This is a genomic window from Nocardia sp. NPDC050406, from assembly GCF_044459025.1.
GTDB lineage: Bacteria > Actinomycetota > Actinomycetes > Mycobacteriales > Mycobacteriaceae > Nocardia.
This window is the reverse complement of sequence record NZ_JBITIM010000001.1, coordinates 2,472,747-2,496,775: the sequence shown is the minus strand read 5'-3', so window position 1 is coordinate 2,496,775 and position 24,029 is coordinate 2,472,747. Positions and strand designations below refer to the sequence as shown.

The window sequence follows — 24,029 nt, the reverse complement described above, 5'->3', positions numbered from 1 at the left end:
TGAGGCTGGGACAACATCACCGCTGTGCGGGACTAGTCGGGACGTCTGCGGGACACTAAACTCGTCCCTGTCCTCATGGAGGTGGGACGTGTCGAATGAACGTCTGCGAGATGTGCTGCTGCGCAAAGGATTCACACCGTCCAGTGCGGCGGAATCGATCGGTGTCGACGCGAAAACGATTGAGCGATGGATCAATAACGGCAGCAGGAAGCCGTACCCGAAGCATCGCCGCGCGCTCGCTGCCCTGCTGAAGGAATCCGAGAATTATCTGTGGCCCGACGCGATAGCTCCCGAGCGGCGGGCTAGTGTAGCCGAGGCCGAGGTGGTCAAGGTATATCCTCACCGGAGTCTGATTCCGGCGGACCTATGGTCGCGGCTCCTTCGAGATTGTTCGGAGCGGCTCGACATCTTGGTCCTGGCTGGTTTGTTCCTGGCCGAGGAACCAGCGTTCACGAAGACCGTCAAAACCAAAGTGCAACAAGGGCTGTCAGTGCGAATGCTATTTGGCGACCCGCTTGCGGACGAAGCGAACAAGCGTAGCGGCGAGGAACGACTCGCGGACGGTACCGTGCCCGCTCGGATCAGAAACGCACTAGCTCTCGTGGAGCCGCTGAGCAGTGCCGACGGGGTGGAAATCCGCTTCCACGGCACCACGCTCTACAACTCGATCTTCCGGTTCGATGATGAAATGATCGTGAATATGCACGTCTTCGGCCAACCGGGGGCTTACGCGCCCGCGATGCACCTACGGAGGCTGCCCGCTGGCGATCTTTTCGAGACATACATGACTAGCTTCGAGCACGTCTGGACGATTGCCGATGCCGCCGACTTCTCCAGGATCAGGACATGAGCCGGACCGACTTCTACCGCGACCCGAACGCACCGAAGGCAAACACCATCAAGGTCGCAGTGAGTGCCTTGGTGCGCAATGAGCGCGGCCAGATCCTGATGATCCATCGCACGGACAACAGCAAGTACTCCATCCCCGGCGGTGGTCTGGAGGTGGGAGAGACCCCGGCTCGAGCTGTGGTCCGCGAAGTCAAAGAAGAGACCGGCATCGATGTCACGGTGACTGGCTTGGTCGGTGTCTTCTCCAACCCCGAGCATGTGATCGCGTACGACGATGGCGAAGTGCGGCAAGAGTTCTCGATCTGCTTCACAGCCGACCCGCTGGGCGGGGAATTGCGAACAAGCTCTGAATCCAAGGCCGTCAGCTGGGTTGCTCCCGAAGACCTGGATGCTCTCGACATCCATCCGTCTATCTGGCTCCGTATCGAGCAGGGGCTGGACGACCGTGCCGAGCCCTATTACACATGAACCTCGTCGGCGAGTAGCCGCTCGGTTCGCCGAGCCGCGGCGAGCAGTTCTTCAGACGCCTCGGCAACCGATCGCGCCACCACGTGCTCAGCTCCGTACCGCTCCAACACTTCTTCGATGCGTTCACAGACATCGGTGATTTCGCCGGTCGGCGTTGTGGTCATATCCGCCCACCACAAGGCATCACGCAGGGCGGTTCGTTCATCGGTCCACCGGATCGAAAGGCCACGGTTCCGCGCCTCCACGCACGCACACGAATGATGTGCCACAAGTGCGCAAAGGCGTTCAGCGACACCCTGTTCCGCAAGGAATTCGGCACCATCTATGGGGTGAAATCCGGTGCGGACCAGATGAGGTGCGTATCCGACGTCATGCAGCCACGCTGCCGCCACGAGCAGATCCGGCTCATCTACTGCGGGGCTGACCCGTTCGGCCCGGCGAGCGACACCCTGAGTGTGCTCCCACCGACGCGGCAATGATTCGAGTTGGGCGCGCGCGGTAGCAGCGGCCCAGTTGCGTAAGTCTGCGGTCGCACTCACACCTCAAACGGTAGTGGCAACCTGGCTCTCTGTCTGTGCCTACAGTTTGTCGCCGAGGCGAGCCTTGCGGTGGGCATCACGAGCCCGGCTCTCGGCCGTCGCGCGTGCGTACCGGCCGATCATCTGCCGAGATCTCCAGCCTGCCAGCATCATGAGATCTTGTTCTTGTCCACCGCTGGCCAGCCAGTTGTGGGCGAAGAAGTGCCGCAGCTGATGCGGGTGCAGATGACCGATCCCGGCCGCTTCCCCTCGGCGGTACAGCATTTGCTGAATGCCGGAGCCGGTCATCCTGCCGCGCTGGCCGAGCCACAGCGCGGGGTTGTCGTTCGCTGCCTGAGGGTGTGACTTTCGAGCCCGGAGGTAGCGCCGCAGCGCGATGCGAGTCTTGTCACTGAAAGGCAGAATCCGTGGTCGGCGACCCTTGCCGATCACAAGAACGGTGTTCTCTCCGAAGTCCAAGGCGTCGACATCAAGGGGAGCGATCTCGTTGATCCGCGGACCGATGTCCGCCATGAGCCTGATGATGGCTGTGTCACGTCGCGCGGCGAAGTCCGTCCCTTCGCATTCGGCGAGCAACTGCCGCAGCATGTCGAGCGTTGGAACCGGGACCGGCTTTTCTGGAACGAACGGAGGGCTCATCCGGTCGAAGGGGTTCTCGATCAAAATCTCTTCGGCTTCCAGATACTTACAGAACTGCTGAAGGCTCCGGTACTGGCGGTTGGCGTACTCGGCGGTGACTGGTCGACCGCTGCGCCGGTTGGGGCGGTTGAGGGTGTCCTCTATGTAGCTGCCGATGTTGTCGCGGGTCAACGCATCGCCCGTGGGCTCGATGCTCCGCGCCTTCAGGAACTCGACGAAGTATCCGACGTCGCGGCTGTAGGTGTCGATTGTCGACTTCGTCCTGTTCGCCCTGCGAAGCTCGGTTGTGAAGTCCTCCAACAGCTCCGGGATGGCGTCGAGATCCTGCCCCATCTCGTGATTCTAATCCTGATAATCCCTAGCTGTTTAAGCGCTGTACGGGCTGGGTATCCCTGAGTCTGTGCGCGTACGCGCAGGTCAGAGATGGAAAGTGCCCCCGGCAGGAATCGAACCTGCGACCTAGGGATTAGAAGGCCCTTGCTCTATCCAACTGAGCTACGGAGGCAGTCGGGTTGTGCTCGGCTGTCCGGGTTCGTGCTTGGTCGAACAGCCACCAAACACCTTGACCCATATTGATCGTGGTGTCCAGCTCGTTAATTATAGCGACCGTCCAGATCAGGACGGTGGTCGTTGGGTGGGTGGGGGCGGCGAGTCTTGGGGTGTGCGGACCGGAGGTCGGCAAACCCCCTCGGAGTCCGGACCGCCGCTCCGAACTACCCTGAAGCCTATGTCGTCACCGCAGGACCCGCCCGCCGCCGCCGACGTCCAGGCCAACCGGTCGGGTTCGGGGTCGGCCTTTGCTGTTGTCGCGGCGGTCGCGGGGGCGGCGGCCGCTATGGTGGCGGCGCTCGTGGTCGGGTTGTCGGCGGCGCAGGCGTTGACGCTGCTGGGGATTCCTGATCCGGGGCCGCTCACGACCTATGGGTTGCCCGCGGTGCGGGCGGTGGCGGATCTGTCGGCTGCGCTCACCGTCGGGTCGCTGTTGTTCGCGGCTTTCTTGGTGCCGCCGCAGAAGGATGGGCTGCTCGATGTGGGCGGGTATCGGGCGCTGCGGCGGGCGGGGACCTCGGCTCTGGTGTGGGCCGGGGCGGCGGCGTTGCTGGTGCCGTTGACGCTGTCGGATACGACCGGGCAACCTTTGGGCGATTCGCTGCGGCCGGAACAGGTGTGGCGCGCGGCGGATACCGTCGACGTGGCCAGCTCGTGGCGGCTGACCGTGTTCTTCGCGTTGATTCTCGCGGTCGGCTGCCGGGTCGCGTTGCGGTGGGGATGGACTCCCGTGCTGCTGGTGTGGTCGGTGCTGTGTCTGCTGCCGGTGGCGCTGACGGGGCACTCGTCCTCGGGCGGGTCGCACGATATCGCCACCAACAGCTTGATCCTGCACCTGCTGGCCACCGGTTTCTGGGTAGGCGGACTGTTCGCGGTGCTGGCGTACGCGCTGCGCGACGGCAAGTGGACCGGGCTCGCGACCAGTCGGTTCTCCAAGATCGCGACCATCTCGTTCATCGTGATCGCGGTCAGCGGCGTGCTCAATGCCTGGGTGCGGGTGCCGCGCCTGTCGGATCTGTTCGACACCACCTACGGACAGCTGGTGCTGGCCAAGGCCGCCGCGCTCATCGTGCTCGGCGTCGTCGGATATATGCAGAGACGCGCCGCCATACCGGCACTGGAAGCCGACCCGTCGGATCGCCGGGCGCTCATTCGCTTCGCGGGTGTCGAGGCCCTGATCTTCGCCGCCACCGTGGGCCTGGCCGTCGGCCTCGGCCGCACGCCGCCCCCGGAACTGCTGAGCATCCCCAGCCCGGCGGAGGTCGAACTCGGCTACAACCTCGCCGGACCGCCGACCGCCGCGCGCCTGCTGTTCGACTGGCGATTCGATCTGATCTTCGGCACCCTGGCCATCGTTTTGGCTGTCCTCTATATCCGCGGTGTGCTGCGGCTGCGCAAGCGCGGCGACGCCTGGCCGGTCGGGCGCACCATCGCCTGGTTGAGCGGCTGCGTTGTGCTGCTGATCGCCACCAGCTCCGGAATCGGCCGCTACGCGCCCGCCATGTTCAGCGTGCACATGGGTCAGCACATGCTGCTGTCGATGCTCGCGCCCATCCTGTTCGCGCTCGGCGGCCCGGTGCTGCTGGCTCTGCGCGCGCTGCCGCCCGCGGGCCGCGATGCCCCGCCCGGACCGCGCGAGTGGATTCTCGCGGCCGTCCACAATCCGGTGTCGCGCTTCATGACTCAGCCCGTGGTCGCCTCGGTGTTCTTCGTCGTCGGTTTCTACGCGCTCTACATGGGCGGGATCTTCGACAAGTTCGTCGATTCGCACGGCGCGCACCTGCTCATGAACGTGCACTTCCTGCTCAGCGGCTATCTGTTCTATTGGGTGGTCATCGGCATCGACCCCAAACCGCGCCAGGTGGAACCGCTCACCAAGGTGGGCATGGTGTTCGGATCGCTGCCGTTCCATGCCTTCTTCGGCGTCGCGCTCATGAGTATGGAGACCGTGATGGGCGGTTGGTTCTACCGGAGCCTCGCGCTCGGATGGAACGACAATCTGCTCCAGGACCAGCGCAATGGCGGCAGCCTGGCGTGGGCCAGCGGCGAACTCCCGCTCGTGGTGGTGATGTTGGCGCTGCTCATCCAATGGTCGCGTAGTGATCAACGCCTGGCGAATCGACTCGACCGTGCGGCCGATCGCGACGACGATGCGGATCTGGCCGCCTACAACGCCATGTACGCCGAGTTGGCGCGGCGTGACGGAGAGGTACGCAAGTGAGTGAGCGGATCGCCGCGCACACCGGTGAGGATCCGGTGCGAAAGGTCAAGCGGCTCTATCGATCCGATGTGCGGCGGGCGCGACGGCGGCTGCGCGGGCAGGTCCGGGTCACGCCGGTGTTCCACACCGAGATCCAGGGGCCGCGCGGGCCGGTGCCGGTCACGCTGAAGCTCGAGTACCTGCAGCACGGTGGGACGTTCAAGGTGCGGGGCAGTTTGAACGCGCTGCTCGAAGCGCGGGGGCGGACCGACAGCGTGGTGCTGGCCTCCGGTGGCAATGCCGGAATCGCGGCGGCGCTGGCCAGTGCGCTGCGCGGGCTGTCGTGCACGGTTGTGGTGCCCGAATCCGCGCCGCACACCAAGGTGGCCGCCATGTGGTCGCACGGGGCCGAAGTACTGTGGCACGGAACGACTTACGCCGAGGCGCACCGCTTCGCGTCCGAACTCGCCGCCGAGCGCGGGGCCATGCAGTTGCACGCCTACGACCAGCCCGCCGTGGTGGCCGGGGCCGGTGTGGTGGGGCTCGAGATCGAGGAGCAGGTGCGCGGACGGCCGCCGGTGCTGGTGGCGGTGGGCGGCGGGGGACTGGTGTCCGGAATCGCCGTGGCGCTGGGTATGCGCGGCCGGGTGATCGGGGTGGAGCCGCATGGCGCGCCGACGCTGCACGCGGCGTTGAAGGCCGGACGGCCGGTGAACGTGGATGTCGCGAGCGTGGCCTCGGATGCGTTGGGGGCCAGCCGAATCGGCAATATCGCCATGGAGGTGGCGCAGCGGTACGGGGTGCGATCGCTGCTGGTGAGCGATGACGCCATCGTGATGGCGCGCGAGTATCTCTGGCGGGAATTCCGGATCGTGGTGGAGGCGGCGGGCGCGGCGGCGCTGGCGGCGATTCAGAGTGGGGTGTACGTGCCCGCGCCAGGGGAGCGGCCGGTGGTCGTGCTGTGCGGGGCGAATACGGATGTGGCAACCCTGTAGTTCACAGGGGTTGGAGTTATCCACACTCGCCGAAGAGGGGCTGTCGCCACGTCGTGTCGTCGATCACGCTGGAAGCCGGATCGATATGACGAGACAGCAAGGGGGACAGCGATGTACGAGGTCAGCACCGCGATTGTCGGCACGGTGGTCACACAGCCCATGCGGCGGCAACTGCCCAGCGGCGAAGAGGTCGTGAGCTTCCGAATGGCCAGCAATCCGCGCCGATTCGATGCCAATACCGGGCAATGGGTCGACGGCGACTCCATGTATCTGACGGTGAGCTGCTGGCGTCGCCTGGTGGCGGGGGTCAACGAATCGCTGCACCGGGGCGATCCGATCATCGCGTACGGGACGCTGAGTTCCCATGAATACCGCACCCGATCGGGGATGGAGCGTAGCGATGTCGAGATGCGCGCCACGGCGCTCGGCCCCGACCTGGGCCGCTGCACCGCCCCGGTGCTGCGCAAGCGCTTCGGCCGCGCGGATTCCGATCAGTCCGCGTCCTACCGTGCCGCGGAACACACCGGTGGCACGGAGAAGAGCTTCGGTGTCGCGAGTGAGACGACGCACGTCGAGGCGGCTGAGCCACCGATTCCGGTGGGCGACAACATCGGTGACCTGCGCGCTGGATAAGCTGTCGGTTTGGCATCACCACGCAGTGGCGTCGGTGGTAGCTCTGCTTCGTCCGAACTTTTCACACACCGATAGGCTTGCCGATATGGCTGAGTTCATCTACCAAATGCGCGCGGTGCGCAAGGCGCACGGCGACAAGGTCGTGCTCGACAATGTGAACCTGAACTTCCTCCCCGGAGCGAAGATCGGCGTCGTCGGTCCGAACGGTGCCGGTAAGTCGAGCGTGCTGAAGATCATGGCGGGACTGGACCAGCCGAACAACGGTGATGCCTGGCTCGCCCCCGGAGCGACGGTCGGCATCCTGCTGCAGGAGCCGCCGCTGAACGAGGAGAAGACCGTCCGCGGCAATGTCGAGGAGGGCCTCGGCGAGATCAAGGTGAAGCTGGACCGCTTCAACGAGATCGCCGAACTCATGGCCACCGACTACTCCGACGAGCTCATGGAAGAAATGGGCAAGTTGCAGGAGGAGCTCGACCACGCCGATGCCTGGGACCTCGACTCCCAGCTCGAGCAGGCCATGGACGCGCTGCGCTGCCCGCCGCCGGACGAGCCGGTCACCAACCTCTCCGGTGGTGAGCGCCGCCGCGTCGCGCTGTGCAAGCTGCTGCTGAGCAAGCCCGACCTGCTGCTGCTCGACGAGCCCACCAACCACCTCGACGCCGAATCGGTGCTGTGGCTCGAGCAGTTCCTCGCGCAGTACGCCGGTGCCGTGCTGGCCGTCACCCACGACCGGTACTTCCTCGACAATGTGGCGGAGTGGATCCTCGAGCTCGATCGCGGGCGCACCTTCCCGTACGAGGGCAACTACTCCACCTACCTGGAGAAGAAGGCCGAGCGGCTCGAGGTCCAGGGCAAGAAGGACCAGAAGCTGCAGAAGCGCCTCAAGGACGAGCTGGCGTGGGTGCGCTCCGGCGCCAAGGCGCGTCAGGCCAAGAACAAGGCGCGTCTGGGTCGCTACGAGGAGATGGCGGCCGAGGCCGAGAAGATGCGGAAGTTGGATTTCGAGGAGATCCAGATTCCGGCCGGTCCGCGCCTGGGCAATGTGGTGGTCGAGGTCGAGCACCTGGACAAGGGCTTCGGCGACCGGCAGCTCATCAAGGATCTGTCGTTCACCTTGCCGCGCAACGGCATTGTCGGCGTCATCGGCCCGAACGGTGTGGGTAAGTCGACGCTGTTCAAGACGATTGTCGGGCTGGAGCAGCCGGACAGCGGCACGGTGCGCGTCGGTGAGACGGTGAAGCTGAGCTACGTCGACCAGAACCGCGCGGGCATCGACCCGAACAAGACGGTGTGGCAGGTGGTCTCCGACGGGCTGGACTTCATCCAGGTCGGCAATGTGGAGATGCCTTCGCGCGCTTACGTTTCGGCGTTCGGCTTCAAGGGCCCGGATCAGCAGAAGCCCGCGGGCGTGCTCTCCGGCGGTGAGCGCAACCGTCTCAACCTGGCGCTCACCCTCAAGCAGGGCGGCAACCTGATCCTGCTCGACGAGCCCACCAACGACCTCGACGTCGAAACCCTCGGCTCGCTGGAGAACGCCCTCGAACAGTTCGCGGGCTGCTCGGTGGTCATCTCCCACGACCGCTGGTTCCTGGACCGCACCTGCACCCACATCCTCGCGTGGGAGGGCAATGACGACAACGAGGCCGCCTGGTTCTGGTTCGAGGGCAACTTCGAGGCCTACGAGGCCAACAAGATCGAGCGGCTCGGCCAGGAAGCCGCCCGCCCGCACCGCGTGACCCACCGCAAGCTCACCCGCGGATAGTCGTCACCGCGCCACCCCGCCGCTCGAACAGGGCGGGGTGGGGCGGGAACCTCACCGCGCGGGAACCTCGCCGCGCGGGAACTGGTCGCGCGGGAACCTCGCCGCGCGGGAACTGGTCGCGCGGGAACCTCACCGCGCGGGAACTGGTTACGCGGGAATCTCGCTGTGCGGGAAACTGGTCGCCCGGGAAACTGGTCGCGCGGGGACTTGCTTCGGCCGGTCGAGGTCAGATGTGTCGGTGCATTGCGACTTCGGGGTCCGGTGGGCTTCGGGTGGTGGTGTGGGCAACTGTCGGCGTTCGCTCTTCGGGGGATCTTCGGGGGTGGGCTGGGGGTATGCGGCTCGCGCCGATGACCGGTGGTCATGGGCGTGGGGCGAGGGATCGGTTGCTGTCTCGGAAGCGACACGGGTGGGTGGCGCATGTGTGTCACCCGGGGGCTGGCAATCGAAGAGCGAACTCAGCGGTTTCGCGGACGCATTACTGCGCGAAATCCTTTTTGGGGCAAGGTTTGTCGTACGCCACCTGGCGATTCGGTAGCGCGGAGGTTACGTCCGCACCGCCCGGTTTGTCGGATCCGTACGACGCGTCGTGGCATTGGGAGGATTTGAGAGCGGCGGATGCCGCGCCCAGCTACTCTCGGACCCGGCGTCACTTTGTTACGGAACCGAATCCGAGGAGCTGGCGAAAATGACCGTCTCGTCCGAATTGTCCAGCGCGGCTTGGGCTGCGAGTTTGCCAGCGTCCTTACGCGGCAACCTGGTATCGCTGGAGGAGGCGTATTTCCGACACGTCGACGCTGGCGACGCGGACTGTGCGATCCCGGCGACCTCGACCCAGATCTTCCGCAACCACATCGAGCTGGCCATTCGCCGCGCCCGCGGCACCGCGCGGGTGAAGGTTTACCACCCCGACGACGACTCCGGACTCGGCGCGGCGGTGCAGATGGTCACCGACGACATGCCCCTGCTGGTGGAGTCGGTCACCTCCTCGCTCTCGCGCATGGGCGTGAGCGTGAGCGAGGTCGTCCACCCCATCTTCGAGGTCACCCGTGACGCCGACGGTGAACTCGAGACCGCCGTCCCGCACGAGGTCGACGGCAATGGCTCCACCGGCCTGCGCGAATCCTGGATGCACGTGCAACTGCACCCCTCCACCAGCCGCGAACTCCTGACCCGCGTCGAATCCACCATTCCGGACGTCCTCACCGATGTGCGGCAGGTCAGCGGCGATACCGAGGCCATGCGGGAGGCACAGGAGGCGGTGGCCGACGGGCTCGACGCGGCCGCCTCCGACGGCATCTCCCCGTTCTCGCCCACCGACCTGCACGATTGCGCGAATCTGTTGCGCTGGTTGGCCGATGGGCATTTCACGGTGCTCGGCTACGCCCGCTACGAGCGCACCACCGTCGACGGCGACACCAAATCGGTGGTGCGCCCCGACAGCTGCCTCGGCGTGCTGCGCCCCAATGTCGGCACCGACTTCCGCGTCCCGGACAACAGCGGTGATCAGCCGCTGCTCATGCTGACCCAGGGCCTGGTCCCCGCCACCGTGCACCGCGCCGTCTACCCCTATTTCGTCGGCGTCGCCGAATTCGACGAATCGGGCACGGTCGTCGGCGAGCACCTGTTCATCGGCGTCTTCACCGTGACCGCCATGCACGAGAACGTCCTCGACATCCCGGTCATCGAACGTCGGGTGCGCACGGTCATCGAATCCAGCGGCTTCGATCTGGACTCCTTCTCCGGTCAGGAGATGCTCGAGGTCATCCAGTCCTTCCCGCGCACCGAACTGTTCTCCTCCGATACCGAGACCCTGCGCCGCACCGCCAGCGCCGTCCTCAATGTCGGTATGCGCCGCCAGGTTCGGCTCTTCATGCGCATGGACGGTTACGGCCGCTTCGTGGCCTGCATGGTGTACCTGCCCCGCGACCGCTACACCACCGCGGTCCGCCTGGAGATGCAGGACACCCTGGTGCGCGAACTCGGCGGCGTCTCCATCGACTACTCGGCGCGCGTCTCCGAAAGTGAGCTCGCCAGCGTGTATTTCACGGTGCGCCTGCCCGATCAGGGCGCGGCCGCCGACACCTCCGAGCCGAACCGGCTGCGCATTCAGCACCTGCTGGCCGAGGCCAGCCGCACCTGGGAAGACCGTCTCAACGACGAGGTCGCCACCTCGGCGGTGCTCGATCCCGCCGTCGTCGCCACCTACGCCGAGGCCTTCCCGGACGCCTACAAGGAGGACTTCGGCTCCGCCCGCGGTCTGGCCGATATCGTTCGGCTGCAACGGCTTCAGGACGGTGGCATCCACCAGCACCTGTACCGGCGCTCCGACTCCGAGCCCGGCTCCTGGCGCTTCAGCCTCTACATCGGCGGGTGCGGCATCTCCCTGAGCCAGGTGCTGCCGGTGCTGCAGAGCCTCGGCGTCGAGGTGGTCGACGAACGGCCGTACCAGATCGATTTCGACAGCGGGCCCGAGCGCTGGATCTACGATTTCGGCCTGCTCGCCAGACCCGAACTGTTGCGCGGCGCCCTCGACCGCAATATGGACGCCGAACTCGTGGAGTCGGCCGACCGGATGAATATGCTCGACGCCGAGGTGCGCGGGCTGCGCGAACGGTTCACCGAGGCGTTCGAAGCGCTCTGGTACGGGCGCGCCGAGGCCGATGGCCTCAATGAACTCGTCCTGCGCGCGGCCCTGCCGTGGCGGTCGGTCTCGATTCTGCGCGCGTACGCGAAGTACTTGCAGCAGGCCGGTTTTCCCTACAGCCAGGCCAATATCACCCGCGTCCTGCTGGCGTATCCGGATGTGGCGCAACTGTTCGTCGACCTGTTCGGGGCCATCTTCGACCCGGATACCGTCGACGGCGAACACGCCCGCGATCTGGAGGGAGCCGTCCGCCGCCGCATCGACGATGTGGTGAGCCTGGACGCCGACCGCATTCTGCGCGCCATCCTGGGGCTCATCCGAGCCACCCTGCGCACCAACTACTACGTCACCGACGCCGAGGGCCGCCCTCGCGAGTACCTGTCGTTCAAGGTGGAACCGCAGGAAATCGCCGAATTGCCCAAGCCCCGACCGCAATTCGAGATCTTCGTGTACTCACCCCGGGTCGAGGGCGTGCACCTGCGCTTCGGTCCGGTGGCGCGCGGCGGGCTGCGCTGGTCGGACCGGCTGGAGGATTTCCGCACCGAGATCCTGGGCCTGGTCAAGGCGCAGGCGGTCAAGAACGCCGTCATCGTGCCGGTCGGGGCCAAGGGCGGCTTCGTGGTGAAGCAGCCGCCGCCCGCCACCGCCGATCCGGTGGTGGACCGCCAGAACCTGCAGGCCGAGGGCGTGGCCTGCTACCGCACCTTCATCTCCGGCCTGCTCGACGTCACCGACAATGTGGATCGCGCCACCGGCCAGGTGCTACCGCCCGCCCGGGTGGTGCGCCGCGACGGCGACGACACCTACCTCGTGGTCGCCGCGGACAAGGGCACCGCCACCTTCTCCGATATCGCCAACGATGTCGCGCAGCAGTACGGTTTCTGGCTCGGCGACGCCTTCGCCTCCGGCGGTTCGGCCGGGTACGACCACAAGGCCATGGGCATTACCGCCAAGGGCGCGTGGGAGAGCGTCAAACGGCACTTCGCCGAAATGGATATCGACACGCAGACACAGGATTTCACCGTGGTCGGCGTCGGCGATATGAGCGGCGACGTCTTCGGCAACGGCATGCTGCTCTCGCGGCACATCCGGCTGCTCGCGGCCTTCGACCACCGGCACATCTTCCTGGACCCGAATCCGGATCCGGCCACCTCCTTCGCCGAACGCGAGCGCATGTTCGCGCTGCCGCGCTCGTCGTGGGCCGATTACGACAAGACGCTCATCAGTGCGGGCGGCGGGGTCTGGGATCGCACCGTGAAATCTGTTCCTATCAGCGAACAGGCCCGCGCCGCACTGGGTTTGGCGGACGACGTCACCGCGCTCTCGCCCCCGGAACTGATTCGCGCGATCTTGAAATCCCCGGCCCAGCTGCTCTGGAACGGCGGTATCGGCACCTACATCAAGGCCAGCACCGAATCCAATGCCGAGGTGGGCGACAAGTCCAACGACGCGGTGCGGGTGAACGGAAACGAATTGCGGGTCAAGGTGATCGGCGAGGGCGGCAACCTCGGCGTCACCGCGCACGGGCGCATCGAGTTCTGCCGCCACGGCGGCAAGATGAACACCGACGCGCTGGACAATTCGGCCGGTGTGGACTGCTCCGACCACGAGGTCAATATCAAGGTGCTGCTCGACGGCGTGGTGAGCAGCGGCGAACTGCCCGAGGCCGAGCGCAATCCGCTCCTGGCGTCCATGACCGACGAGGTCGCGCGACTGGTATTGCAGGACAACGTCTCCCAGAACTACCTCATGGGCATGTCGCGGGCCGAGGCCCCGCGCATGATGAACGTGCACCAGCGCGTCATCCAGGATCTCGAGGACCGGCGCGGGCTCGACCGCGAACTGGAGGCGCTGCCCTCCGACGCGGATATCAAACAGCGTGCCGAGCAGGGCGCGGGACTCACCTCGCCGGAGCTGTCGAATCTCATGGCGCACGTGAAGCTTTCGCTCAAGGCGGATCTGCTGGGCAGCGATCTGCCCGACACCGCCTACTTCTCCGCGCGACTGCCGCACTACTTCCCGACGCCGCTGCGCGACCGGTTCGGCGCGGCCATCAAACGGCACCCGCTGCGGCGCGAGATCACCACCACCATGTTGGTGAACGAGGTGGTCGATCTGGGCGGTATCAGCTACGCGCATCGGCTCAACGAGGAGATCGGGGCGACCGCGTCCGACGCGGTGCGCGCCTTCACCGCCGCCACCCAGATCTTCGACCTGCATTCGATCTGGGAGCGCATTCGCGACGCCGACAGCTCCATCGCCGTCAAGGACGTGCTGGAACTGGAGACCAAGCGCACCCTCGACCGGGCGTCGCGGTGGCTGTTGAACAATCGTCCGCAGCCCATCGCGGTCGGTGCGGAGATCCACCGCTACGCCAATGCGGTGCGCTCGCTCGCGCCGAAGGTGCCGGGCTGGCTGCGCGGACATCACATCGACACGCTCAACGAGCAGTCGCAGGCGCTGATCGGGCGCGGCGCGTCCTCGGAGCTGGCGACCGAGGTGTTCGGGCTGCTGAATCTCTTCCCGCTGTTGGATGTGATCGATATCGCCGATATCACCGATCGCGGCGGTGAGGAGGTGGGCGCGCTGTACTACGCGCTCAACGATCACCTCCGGATCGACTGGCTGTTGCAGGCGGTCAGCCACCTGGAACGCGGTGATCGCTGGCACGCGTTGGCCCGGCTCGCGCTGCGTGACGATATGTACGGCTCACTGCGCTCGTTGACCCTCGATGTGCTCTCCGCCGGTGACCCGGAGGAGACGGCGGAGGAGAAGATTGCATACTGGGAGTCGAAAAACCAGTCTCGGCTGGGTCGCGCCCGCGCGGCACTGTCGGAGCTGTTCGAATCCGGAACCCACGACCTCGCCACGCTGTCGGTCGCGGCGCGGCAGGTGCGCAGCATGGTGAGCGGGGTGGGCGCGCAATCGGAGGTACCGCGTTGACGAGTGTCGGTTCGCTGAACGGAACCGGAAAGGCGGCAGCGACCCTGCCGCCGCGATTCCACACCAAGGTCGAGGTGCGCTGGTCCGATATGGACATCTTCCAGCACATCAACCATGCGCGCATGGTGACCCTGTTGGAGGAGGCGCGCATCCCCTGGCTGTTCACCGAGGACCGGCCGACCGCGCGGCTGGGGCAGGGCTGTGTGCTGGCCGACCTGCGCGTGCAGTACAAAGGCCAGCTGCGGCACGAGGATTCGCCGCTGGATGTGTCCATGTGGGTGTCGCAGCTGCGGGCGGTGGATTTCACGGTGTCCTACGAGGTGCGCGCGGCCGGGACCGATCCGCAGTCGCGGCCCGCGGTGGTCGCCTCGACGCAGCTCGCCGCCTTCGATATCGACACCCAGCGACTACGGCGGCTGACCACGCCCGAACGCGACTACCTGGCGCAGTGGCTGGACTGACCCACCGACGACCGTGGTAGGCCAACAGACCCTGCATATTCCGGATCCGGCCGAGCGAGAGAATCTGGCCACCTTCATCTCTCGCGCGGTGCGGTTGGATCCGGCCGCCGTCATTCGGCTGCGCCGTCGCGGCGAGCGTTACGTATCGGCGTGGGTCGGTACGGGTTTCGAAGCCCTCGCCGTGCGCACGGTGGTGGCGCGGTTGAGCGTCGACGATGTCACCGTGGACGGCAATACCGTGCTGTCCGGGCTGCACGGTCCCGATTCGGCCAATCCCATCGAACTCGGCTACTCGATGGATTCGGCCTGGCACACCGCGTTGCCGCCCGCCGCGGGGTTCGTGCACGTCGACGATGTTCCGGCCCGCATGCTCGTCGAATTGGCCGAGCGCGGCGCGGAGGTGGCGCAGGAGCACGGCAGCGGGCACGGGCCGCCCGCCTCGCTGCTCGACCAGACCGTCCTCACCGTCTCCGGGGCCGAGGAGGAGGTCGAGGTGCCCATGCGGGTCGTCTTCGCGCTCACCGCTATGGATTTCATTCCGCACGGGGGTGAGAAGGCGGATTCGCGGCGTATTCACGTCGATGAGATCGTCCGCGTCCGAGCCGCGCGCACCTGGCTGCGGCTCGATGCGCGGTACGGCTCGGTGGCGCGTCGCCGTGGACCTGCGTTTCCGCTCACTCCGCAGTGAACGGCGCCGACCTTTCACCATTCGTCTAGGAGAAACCCTTGCCCCTCAGTGAGTTCACCGTTGCCACCCCGCAAGAAGGGCCCTACGGGGTAGTCGTTCGGGCTGCGGACGTGTGGACCACGCTGGTGCACGCCGGAGCATTGGCTCGAATCGCCGACGGGCAAATAGAGCGAATCGACCTGGGCGCGGCCGATTCTCGCCCCAGCGTGCTGGCGGCCGGGCCGGACGGGTCGATCTGGCTCACCCGCAGCGGCGACAACCGCATCGGACGCGTCGCACCGGACGGTGTCGTGTCTTCGGTGGAGGTCGCCAGCGGCTCACCGTACGGTATCTGTATCGGCCCGGATGGATTGCCGTGGTTCACCGTCATGACCTCGGACCGCATCGGTCGGATCGAAACCGATGGCACCGCAACGGAATTCCCGATCGGCACGACGGGTGCGTTCCCCTCCACGATCACATCGTTCGCCGACGACCTGTGGTTCACCCTCAATGCCGGAAACGCCATCGGCCGAATGTCGTTGGACGGCAAGGTCACCGTCTATCCACTGCCCACCGAGGCGGCCGGTCCGGTCGGCATCAGCGCGGGTTCGGAGGGAATCTGGTTCACGGAGATCCTCGCGGGGCGGATCGGGCGTATCGACGTCGATGGCTCGATCACGGAATATCCACTGCCGGACAGGGATTCGAAGCCACATGCGGTGGCCGCGATATCCGACGGTGGTTGTTGGGTCACGCTCTGGGCCTCCGGTGCGCTGGCTCGGCTCGATGCCAGCGGAGCGGTCGTCGACACCATCGTTCTGGGTGAGGGATCGGAGCCCCATGGGCTGGCTGTGGCCGACGACGAATCCGTGTGGGTCGCGTTGGAATCGGGCTCGGTTGTGCGCGTGGGGTTCTGAGTCACGCGCGACGGTGCCGGGCGTAGTCGGCGACGTAATTCGCCGGGGTGTTCAACTGTCCCGGTAGCGGACTCCAGAGGCTGTCGTGGCGCACGACTTCGGCACCGAAGTGGCGCAAGGCCATAGCCGCTTGCTGATCGCGCACCGGATCGAAAGGCCAACTCGCCATGCGCCTTTGGTCCGACAATGCCGTCACCAGCTGTCCGGCTCGCCCGTACCCGGACACATGGAGCACCGTGAGCGAGGCGAGGCGGTTGCCGTCGTGGGTGAAGATGTCCACGCGTGAGCTCGCCAGGCCGAGTAGGCGCGGGACCAGCAAGAACATGCCGACGATGACCTGCACGGCCAATTCCACCAGTGCGCCCGCGAGGAGAACCACGAACAGCAGGAACATCAGCAGTTCGAGGGCTTGACCGAGCAACGCGATGAACGCGATGTACACCAACAACAGTGGGAACTTGTACAGCCACTGCCAACCGCCGAGCCGGTTCAACTTCTCCTCGCGGTCGGCCTGGCGGTGTTGCCGTCGGGCGGCACTCGGACGGAGCTCCGAACCCGCTGGTGTCGCCCCGGGCGGTGGCGCGCCGACCGGCACCCGGTAGCGAAAGTAGGTGCCCTCGAACGCGATATTGTACGGCTGGATCACCATGCGCCACGGCAAGAACCTGTGCCGCAGAAACCACACGCGTTTGCCCGAATCCTGAACTCTCACAGCCGTCTATACAACAGCACGGCGTCAGTGCACGCCGAGTAAGCGGAGTACGGCGGTGGTGGCCGCGGCGGCGAGAATGACCACGAGCAGCGGCGCGCGACGCCAAGCGAGGACGATCGCGACCAGAACGCCCGCGGGCAGAGCGAAGCCGACAGCGCCCTTGCCGGACGGCATCAATGTGGTCACGGCCAAGGCGGTGAGCAGCACCATCGACGCGATTTCCAGCAGCCGCACCACACGGGGCGAGATGTTCACGCGGCGACGCAGGACCGGTCCGGCGAAGCGAAAAGCGTAGGTGCCCAACGCGAGTGCGAGGGTTCCGGCGAGCAGGGCCTTGGTCATGAGCGGTATGCCTCAGCGGTTCCGGGCGCATCCACCACGGTTGCCTCGCCGCCGAACGGCTTGGGCGCGGCCGCTGTCGCCTCCTCGGTACCCGCCCGGCGGGCGACCAGCAGCACGGCCGCCAAAGCCAGCAGCACCGGCAGCCCCGCACCCAGGAATGGCGTGGTCACCGCGGCCACGGCAGCGCCCACCAGTGCCGCTGTGCGCGTGAGGGGGTCACGCAGCGAGGGCAGCACCAGGGTGATGAGGACGGCGGGGAAGACGGCGTCGAGGCCGAAAGCGTTGGGGTCCGGAACCACCGAGCCCAGGATCGCGCCGATGGCCGCGCCGAGCGGCCAGCTGGCCAGCACACCCAGCCCGCACAGCCAGTAGGCGGCGCGGCGGCGGTCGCGGTCGGGTTGGGACAGGGCGAGGGCGACGGATTCGTCGTTCATGATCTGGGTGCCGACCAGTCGCCGCCACCCGGAACCGACGACGTCGGGGACCGACAGCCCGTAGGGCAGGTGGCGGGCATTGACGAGCAGGCCCGCGAGGACCGCGGCGACGAGGCTGCCGCCCGCGGTGACAATGCCGATGAAGACGAATTCGGCGCCGCCCGCCACGACCGCGACGCTCATCAGCATGGGCAGCCAGACGGGCAGACCCGAGGTGACGGCGGTCGCGCCGTAGGAGATGCCGATCATGGCGACCGCCAGGCAGATCGCCGCGATACCGGTGAGCACACCCCGATCCAGTGTTCGCCATATCGAACGCATGTTGTCTATAGTGAACGCATCGGGGTCGATTCGTCAAAGAGGTTGGCGGGTGCGCCCGGTAACCTATGAACCCGTTATGACCCAGAACGACAGCCCCACTCCCGCGTCGCCGCAGGAGGCGATCGCCGCCGCCCTGCGCCGGGAACGTACCCGTGCCGGACTGTCGCTCAGCGAGGTCGCCAAACGCGCCGGAATCGCGAAATCGACGCTGTCGCAATTGGAATCGGGTGCCGGAAATCCCAGCATCGAAACCCTGTGGGCCCTGTGCGTCGCCCTCGATGTGCCATTCTCCCAGCTGCTCGATCCGCCGCGCCCGCAGGTCCAGGTGATCCGCGCGGGCGAGGGCGCGATCCTCGCCTCCGCCCAGGCCGAGTACCGCACCACCCTCCTCTCGGCCTCCCCGCCGAATGCCCGCCGCGACGTCTACCGCGTCACCGCCGAACCCGGCCACCCCCGCGAATCCGACCCGCACACCCGCGGCGTGGTCGAACACATGGTCCTCGGCGCGGGCCGCGCCAAAGCCGGTCACGCCGACGCCCCCGTGGAACTCCAACCCGGCGACTACATCTGCTACCCCGGCGACATGCCCCACATCTTCGAAGCCCTCGAACCCGGCACCTGGGCCCTACTCATCAGCGAATACAGCTGACCCACGTCTGCGGACCGTGCTTCAACGCGTCCCACGCAAGCCGAGACTTACGCCACCGTGGCGTCCAGATGCCTCGATACTTGGTCGCACGCTCTTGGGGTCTCAGGGGTGACGCCCCGGGGTCCTCACGGGTTGGTCGCACGCTCTTGGGGACTCAGGGGTGACGCCCCGGGCGTCCTCACGGGTTGGTCGCACGCTCTTGGGGACTCAGGGGTGACGCCCCGGGCGTCCTCACGAGTTGGTCGCACGCTCTTCGGGTTTCAGGGGCGCAGCCCCTGAGAGCCTCCCCGAGAGTTGGGGTCAGGCTACTTCCTCGCCGAGGTACTGCAACCAGGCCGGATCAAGGTCCGAGGTGGCGGAGAGCAGCCGCCAATGCGGGCCCTTCGGGGCGACCATTTGGTGGCGCATGGTCCAGCCCAATTCGCTGAGCAGCTTGTCGGCCTTGCGGTGGTTGCAGGGGGCGCAGGAGGCGACGCAGTTCTCCCAGGAGTGGGCGCCGCCGCGGCTGCGGGGGATGACGTGGTCGATGGTTTCGGCCTTGCCGCCGCAGTAGGCGCAGCGGTAGCGGTCGCGGTGCATGAGGGCGGCTCGGGTCATGGGGACGCGGGCGCGGTAGGGGACACGCACGTAGTTGCGTAGTCGAATGACCGAGGGGAGGGCGACGGAGCTGCCCGCGGAGTGGACGACGGGGCCGTCGGGGTTGTCGTGGACCGCATCGGCCTTGTCGCAGATCAGCAGCACGATGGCGCGGCGCGCGGACAGGGCGGTCAGGGGCTCGTAGGTGGCGTTGAGCAGCAGCACCCGGCGCTTGGCCCAGCTGGAACCGGGGGGAGTGGAATCGGTGGAACGGTGCGCGTGATCATGATGCGCACCCGGATAGTGATCGGTCAGAACATGCAGCGGAGTAGCCCCCGACCCACGATTGTGGACGTCGGCGGGCTGGAGTTGTCGGTGGGTCCGCGCCTCGTGCCGGGCGCCGTGCCGCTGCTTCATGGTCAACCCCGAATTCGTATTCGCTGGAGTGTGTGGTATCCGGCAGACTGCCACCCAGTTGACCATGGAACGCCGCTGATTGCACGGTGATTTCACACATTGTCGGGCACATTCGGGTGAACAAAGCATGACGATGTAGAACAGGCGACCAAACAGCCTGGGAATGCGCCTCTGAGGGGCGCGAATGCCGTCCGGCCGCGGCTCGTCGCCGTGCCGTGGCCGAGCGGATGCGACAACCCAGCGGAATCGAGCTTGCGGGGCCGCGAATCCGCCCGGAGCGCGGCGGAGGGCAGAATGGACCCTGTGACTTCGGGCGAGCAGCAGACGGCGACATCGTTCTACGAGGCGGTTGGGGGCGCCGAGACCTTCGAGCGGATCGTCGCCGCGTTCTATCGGGAGGTCGCCGCCGACGAGATCCTGCGTCCGCTCTACCCCGAGGAGGACCTCGGTCCGGCCGAGCGACGGCTGCGCATGTTCCTCGAGCAGTACTGGGGCGGCCCGCGCACCTACTCCGACGAGCGCGGGCATCCGCGCCTGCGGATGCGCCACCATCCGTTCAAGGTCGGCCCGATCGAGCGCGACGCCTGGCTGCGCGCCATGCGCATCGCGGTGGCCGAGATCGAGCCCGAGGTGCTCGACGAGCAGCACCGTAAACAGCTGCTCGACTACTTCGAGATGGCCGCGAATTCGCTCATGAACTCACCGTTCTGAACTTTCGGCTCGGAAGGCCGTGACGCCCAGAGCCTTTCCGGCAGGTTGCGCCGTCAACTGACGATTTGCTGAATCTGGTCGAGTGTGGCCGACATGCCCGCATGATGCGGTTTGCTTTGGCACACTACGGCTGTGACAGACATATCTGCGGGGGCGGGCACTGCGCCGTGGTGGCAATCGGCCGTGTTCTATCAGGTATATCCGCGCTCCTTCGCGGACTCCAACGGCGACGGCGTGGGCGATCTGGGCGGATTGCGGGAGAAGCTGGGCTATTTGGAGCTGCTCGGGGTGGACGCGCTGTGGATCTGTCCGGTCATGCGCTCGCCCATGGCCGATGGCGGGTACGACGTCTCCGATCCGCGCGATGTCGATCCGTTGTTCGGGGGGCTGGCGGCGCTGGACGCCGTCATCGAGGAGGCGCATTTCCGGCATATGCGGGTGACCATGGACCTGGTGCCCAATCACACGAGCGATCAGCACGTGTGGTTTCGGCAGGCTTTGGCCGCGGGCCCGGGTAGCCCGGAGCGCAATCGCTATATCTTCCGAGACGGCAGAGGTCCGGATGGCGCTGCGCCGCCGAACAATTGGCCCAGTATCTTCGGCGGGCCCGCGTGGACTCGCGTCCTCGAGGCGGACGGTCGGCCGGGGCAGTGGTATCTGCACATTTTCGCGCCGGAGCAGCCGGATCTGAATTGGGACAATCCCGAGGTCGCCGCCGATTTCGAGCAGACCATGCGATTCTGGCTGGACCGGGGTGTGGACGGTTTCCGTATCGACGTCGCGCACGGTATGGCCAAACCCGATGGGCTGCCGGATATGTCGCAGGTCGACAATCGCATGCTCATTCACGACGACAGCGATCCTCGGTTCAACAATCCCGGCGTCCACGAAATCCATCGCCGCCTGCGCAAAGTCATGGACGAATATCCGGACGCGGTGGCCATCGGCGAGGTCTGGGTCGACGACAACACCCGTTTCGGGGAGTATGTGCGACCCGACGAACTGCATCTGGCGTTCAATTTCCGATTAGCCGAGACGCCCTTCGAGGCGGTGCGAATTCGGGACGCCGTGGACAATTCGCTGGCCGCGGTGGCGGCGGTCGCGGCCACGCCCACCTGGACGCTGTCCAATCACGATATCGAGCGCGAGGTGACGCGCTACGGCGGCGGTGGAGTGGGGCAGGCGCGGGCGCGGGCCATGCTCTTGTTCGAATTGGCGCTGCCGGGTTCGGTATTCGTCTACAACGGGGCCGAATTGGGTTTGCCGAATGTGGACGATCTGCCCGAGGAGGCGCTGCGGGATCCCGCCTGGGAGCGTTCGGGATATACCGTGCGCGGTCGGGACGGCTGTCGGGTGCCGCTGCCCTGGGAGGGCGCGCGGCCGCCGTTCGGCTTCACCACGGGGCGTCCGTGGCTGCCGATGCCGTCGCGCTGGGCGGGGCTCACGGTGGAGAGTCAGCTGGAACGGCTGGACTCCATGCTCTCGCTGTATCGGATGGCGATCGAATTGCGGGCGATCCGTCCGGAATTCGGTGGTCCGGGACTGGAGTGGTACGGCAGTCCGCCCGGCTGCCTGGCATTTCGTCGCGTCGGCGGATTGGTGTGTGTACTGAATGCGACGGATGCGCCGATCACATTGCCCGCCGGAGAGGTATTACTGGCGAGCGCTCCGATTTCTGCCAGAAAACTTCCAGCAAATTCTGCTGCGTGGCTGGTGTAACCCATTGCGCGACGACACGTTCGCGCATGGGCTCACCAGTCGGCGGTGCCGTGAGAGCCATCGACTACCGTTGATCCGTGAGCATTCTCCAGACAGTGCTGATCTACGTCGGCATCCCGTTGGCGATCTATCTGGTGATCGCTGGTTTGTCGTTCCTCAGCAAGCCGCTGCCCGGCAAGAAGCCGGAGCACTTCGCACTCGGTGACCGCTGGACCGCGCCGCCGGTGCTGTGGAGCGCGACCGACGAGGTGACCGGCCGTGGTCACCACGACATTGCTGAATCGCATGGCAACCATGCGGCTATCGAATCCGCTACGGCGGACCTGATCGGAGGCCGGGCAAGTGGCAAGTTCTAATTGGCCTGCGGTGAACGAAGCCGAACTCCCGCACGGCTACGCGGTCACCACGAGCGGGCGGGTGTCCGGCGTGCACGAGGCCGGTGCCGTGTTCCAGGAGGTGCCGTTCACCGATCACGAGCGGCTGCTGATGGACAACGCCCTCACCGACGCGACCCGCGCCACCAAGGTGCGGTTCAACATCTTCATCGGTGATCTCGGCGCGGATCCCGCCAACGGGGCCGACGCCGTCTTCCCGGGCACCCCCGAGGCCGCGCGTTCCGTGCTCATCGCCGTGGACCCGAACGCCCGCGCCGTGGAGGTGCGCTCCGGCCGCGATGTGGCCGAACGCGCCAACGACCGGGTCTGCCAGCTGGGCGCCACCGCCGCCCTGAGTTCGTTCCGCCAGGGCGATCTCATCGACGGCCTGGTCTCCGCCATCCGCGTGATGGCCGCCGCCATCGGCCGCGTGTAGCACCCACCGGTGCCGCGAGACGCGCGGCACCGGGAAGATCGCGCCCCTTCCGTGTGGGCACCCGCCTCCCTGAGGAGCCAGGTGCCGAGACGGAAGGGGCGCGGCGTTTTCGGGGCCCGCGTTCGTGACGCTGTCGCTGCGGCAGGACCCCTGTGCGGGTCGCGTTCCAGCGAAGGCAGAGCTGTGGCTGCGGCACGACGCCCTTGTGCTGGGTACGGCCGGTGCGGCATCGGGCCGTGCGCCGTCGTTCCGGCGTGATCATGGCCGGAATCACTCGGCGAACGGCAATTCCGCCCATCTTGTACGCCCACAGCAGAACGAGTGGGCGTGGGGCGGTGGTGCGGTCGTACGCTCCGACTATGAGCGAGCATTCGAGCGCCGAGATTCAGCGGACAGAACTTCCCAGACTGCGCGCGATTCCCGGCGGTCGTGGCGCGGCCGACGACGGGGTGGAGAAGCGCGAGCTCCAGCCTCCGACGGCGGTACACCGCTCGCGACTGCGCCCCCTGCCGGGTCATGATCCGGGCACCTCGGAAGAGTCCCCGCAAGAGTCGGGCTCCCCTCAGGGGCAGGTGCGCGGTCTGCGCTCCCCAAGCTCCCCGCAAGAGACTGTGCGCGGCCTTCGAGCCCCACATGAGCAGCAGCGCGAACCGCTGTGGCGCGAGGCGCTCGGTCAGCGGCTGCGCACCATCCGCCAAGAGCAAGGCTCGACGCTGGTGGAAACCGCTGGGCGGGCCGGTGTCTCACCCCAGTACCTCTCGGAAGTCGAGCGCGGCCGCAAGGAACCCTCGAGCGAAATGATCGAGGCCATGGCGGGCGCGCTCGGCACGTCCCTGGGCGGCCTCATCCAACACGTCGCCGACGACCTCCTCCGCCACAGCCGCACCTTCGGCCGCTCGGTGGCCCCACGCGCCAGCACCACACCCCAGATCCTGATGATGGCCGCGTGACGAGTCGCCTGCTGATGCTGGCCGCCTGACACGGGCCTGTACGGTCCCGCTCCGCGTGCGTCGAAACGGCCCCGGGCGGTGGAGGTTAGTGCGACTCCCACCAGTCGGCCCTAGGA

22 protein-coding genes and 1 tRNA gene are annotated in these 24,029 nt (G+C 66.6%); 16 read left to right on the top strand and 7 right to left on the bottom strand.

Features of this window, described 5'->3' with window-relative positions:
* Positions 1–88: 88 nt before the first annotated feature.
* Both ACIBH2_RS11860 and ACIBH2_RS11855 read left to right on the top strand, forming a co-directional pair.
* On the top strand, positions 89–850 hold the full coding sequence (locus ACIBH2_RS11860) for a helix-turn-helix domain-containing protein (RefSeq protein WP_397116097.1): 762 nt from the start codon (positions 89–91) through the stop codon (positions 848–850).
* On the top strand, positions 847–1,317 hold the full coding sequence (locus ACIBH2_RS11855) for an NUDIX hydrolase (RefSeq protein ID WP_397116095.1): 471 nt from the start codon (positions 847–849) through the stop codon (positions 1,315–1,317). The genes ACIBH2_RS11860 and ACIBH2_RS11855 overlap by 4 nt, the downstream gene beginning before the upstream one ends.
* Here ACIBH2_RS11855 and ACIBH2_RS11850 read toward each other — a convergent pair.
* From ACIBH2_RS11850 to ACIBH2_RS11840, 3 genes are all read right to left on the bottom strand, one after another.
* Positions 1,308–1,856 carry an HD domain-containing protein gene (locus ACIBH2_RS11850; protein ID WP_397116093.1) on the bottom strand — a complete coding sequence of 183 codons (549 nt, stop codon included), beginning with the start codon at positions 1,854–1,856 and terminating at the stop codon, positions 1,308–1,310. The two genes, ACIBH2_RS11855 and ACIBH2_RS11850, sit on opposite strands and share 10 nt — an antisense overlap.
* Positions 1,857–1,895: 39 nt before the next feature.
* Complete coding sequence (locus ACIBH2_RS11845) at positions 1,896–2,828, bottom strand: tyrosine-type recombinase/integrase (RefSeq protein ID WP_397116091.1); 933 nt, start codon at positions 2,826–2,828, stop codon at positions 1,896–1,898.
* Between the two features lie 98 nt (positions 2,829–2,926).
* Positions 2,927–3,000: transfer RNA gene (locus ACIBH2_RS11840), tRNA-Arg, on the bottom strand.
* A 222-nt stretch (positions 3,001–3,222) separates the two neighbouring features.
* Between ACIBH2_RS11840 and ACIBH2_RS11835 the strand changes: the two genes are divergently transcribed.
* The 8 genes from ACIBH2_RS11835 (at position 3,223) to ACIBH2_RS11800 (ending at position 16,272) form a co-directional block, all read left to right on the top strand.
* Positions 3,223–5,265, top strand: coding sequence for a cytochrome c oxidase assembly protein (locus ACIBH2_RS11835; RefSeq protein WP_397116089.1), 2,043 nt, complete (start codon positions 3,223–3,225; stop codon positions 5,263–5,265).
* 35 nt (positions 5,266–5,300) lie between these two features.
* Complete coding sequence (locus tag ACIBH2_RS11830) at positions 5,301–6,239, top strand: threonine/serine dehydratase (protein ID WP_397116993.1); 939 nt, start codon at positions 5,301–5,303, stop codon at positions 6,237–6,239.
* A gap of 111 nt (positions 6,240–6,350) precedes the next feature.
* A complete protein-coding gene (locus ACIBH2_RS11825; protein WP_397116087.1) occupies positions 6,351–6,872 on the top strand; it encodes a single-stranded DNA-binding protein in 522 nt (173 codons plus the stop codon).
* An 85-nt stretch (positions 6,873–6,957) separates the two neighbouring features.
* Complete coding sequence (gene ettA / locus ACIBH2_RS11820; protein ID WP_397116085.1) at positions 6,958–8,634, top strand: energy-dependent translational throttle protein EttA; 1,677 nt, start codon at positions 6,958–6,960, stop codon at positions 8,632–8,634.
* 688 nt (positions 8,635–9,322) lie between these two features.
* A complete protein-coding gene (locus ACIBH2_RS11815; protein ID WP_397116083.1) occupies positions 9,323–14,224 on the top strand; it encodes an NAD-glutamate dehydrogenase in 4,902 nt (1,633 codons plus the stop codon).
* A gap of 89 nt (positions 14,225–14,313) precedes the next feature.
* Positions 14,314–14,685, top strand: a complete 372-nt coding sequence (locus ACIBH2_RS11810) for an acyl-CoA thioesterase (protein WP_397116991.1) — start codon at positions 14,314–14,316, stop codon at positions 14,683–14,685.
* Between the two features lie 13 nt (positions 14,686–14,698).
* Positions 14,699–15,373 (top strand): hypothetical protein, encoded by a 675-nt coding sequence (locus ACIBH2_RS11805; protein ID WP_397116081.1) that lies wholly within the window; start codon positions 14,699–14,701, stop codon positions 15,371–15,373.
* A 38-nt stretch (positions 15,374–15,411) separates the two neighbouring features.
* Positions 15,412–16,272 (top strand): virginiamycin B lyase, encoded by an 861-nt coding sequence (locus ACIBH2_RS11800; protein WP_397116079.1) that lies wholly within the window; start codon positions 15,412–15,414, stop codon positions 16,270–16,272.
* A 1-nt stretch (position 16,273) separates the two neighbouring features.
* On the opposite strand, the gene ACIBH2_RS11795 is transcribed toward ACIBH2_RS11800, so the two are convergent.
* From ACIBH2_RS11795 to ACIBH2_RS11785, 3 genes are all read right to left on the bottom strand, one after another.
* The gene (locus ACIBH2_RS11795; RefSeq protein ID WP_397116077.1) at positions 16,274–16,918 is read right to left on the bottom strand and encodes a hypothetical protein; all 645 of its coding nucleotides are present in this window, start codon (positions 16,916–16,918) and stop codon (positions 16,274–16,276) included.
* 90 nt (positions 16,919–17,008) lie between these two features.
* Positions 17,009–17,326, bottom strand: a complete 318-nt coding sequence (locus ACIBH2_RS11790; RefSeq protein WP_397116075.1) for an AzlD domain-containing protein — start codon at positions 17,324–17,326, stop codon at positions 17,009–17,011.
* The gene (locus ACIBH2_RS11785; protein WP_397116073.1) at positions 17,323–18,081 is read right to left on the bottom strand and encodes an AzlC family ABC transporter permease; all 759 of its coding nucleotides are present in this window, start codon (positions 18,079–18,081) and stop codon (positions 17,323–17,325) included. The genes ACIBH2_RS11790 and ACIBH2_RS11785 overlap by 4 nt, the downstream gene beginning before the upstream one ends.
* Before the next feature lie 76 nt (positions 18,082–18,157).
* On the opposite strand from ACIBH2_RS11785, the gene ACIBH2_RS11780 reads away from it, so the two are divergent.
* Positions 18,158–18,730 (top strand): helix-turn-helix domain-containing protein, encoded by a 573-nt coding sequence (locus tag ACIBH2_RS11780; protein ID WP_397116071.1) that lies wholly within the window; start codon positions 18,158–18,160, stop codon positions 18,728–18,730.
* A 300-nt stretch (positions 18,731–19,030) separates the two neighbouring features.
* On the opposite strand, the gene ACIBH2_RS11775 is transcribed toward ACIBH2_RS11780, so the two are convergent.
* Positions 19,031–19,723: an HNH endonuclease gene (locus ACIBH2_RS11775; RefSeq protein WP_397116989.1), complete on the bottom strand. Its 693-nt coding sequence runs from the start codon at positions 19,721–19,723 to the stop codon at positions 19,031–19,033.
* Between the two features lie 294 nt (positions 19,724–20,017).
* On the opposite strand from ACIBH2_RS11775, the gene ACIBH2_RS11770 reads away from it, so the two are divergent.
* The 5 genes from ACIBH2_RS11770 to ACIBH2_RS11750 all read left to right on the top strand — a co-directional run bounded on the left by ACIBH2_RS11770 (position 20,018) and on the right by ACIBH2_RS11750 (position 23,913).
* Positions 20,018–20,434 (top strand): globin, encoded by a 417-nt coding sequence (locus ACIBH2_RS11770; protein ID WP_397116069.1) that lies wholly within the window; start codon positions 20,018–20,020, stop codon positions 20,432–20,434.
* Between the two features lie 132 nt (positions 20,435–20,566).
* Complete coding sequence (locus tag ACIBH2_RS11765) at positions 20,567–22,153, top strand: alpha-amylase family glycosyl hydrolase (protein WP_397116067.1); 1,587 nt, start codon at positions 20,567–20,569, stop codon at positions 22,151–22,153.
* Between the two features lie 77 nt (positions 22,154–22,230).
* Complete coding sequence (locus ACIBH2_RS11760; RefSeq protein ID WP_397116065.1) at positions 22,231–22,509, top strand: hypothetical protein; 279 nt, start codon at positions 22,231–22,233, stop codon at positions 22,507–22,509.
* A 10-nt stretch (positions 22,510–22,519) separates the two neighbouring features.
* Positions 22,520–22,963: a DUF5130 domain-containing protein gene (locus ACIBH2_RS11755; protein WP_397116063.1), complete on the top strand. Its 444-nt coding sequence runs from the start codon at positions 22,520–22,522 to the stop codon at positions 22,961–22,963.
* Between the two features lie 359 nt (positions 22,964–23,322).
* Positions 23,323–23,913, top strand: a complete 591-nt coding sequence (locus ACIBH2_RS11750; RefSeq protein ID WP_397116061.1) for a helix-turn-helix domain-containing protein — start codon at positions 23,323–23,325, stop codon at positions 23,911–23,913.
* The last annotated feature ends 116 nt before the right edge of the window (positions 23,914–24,029 follow it).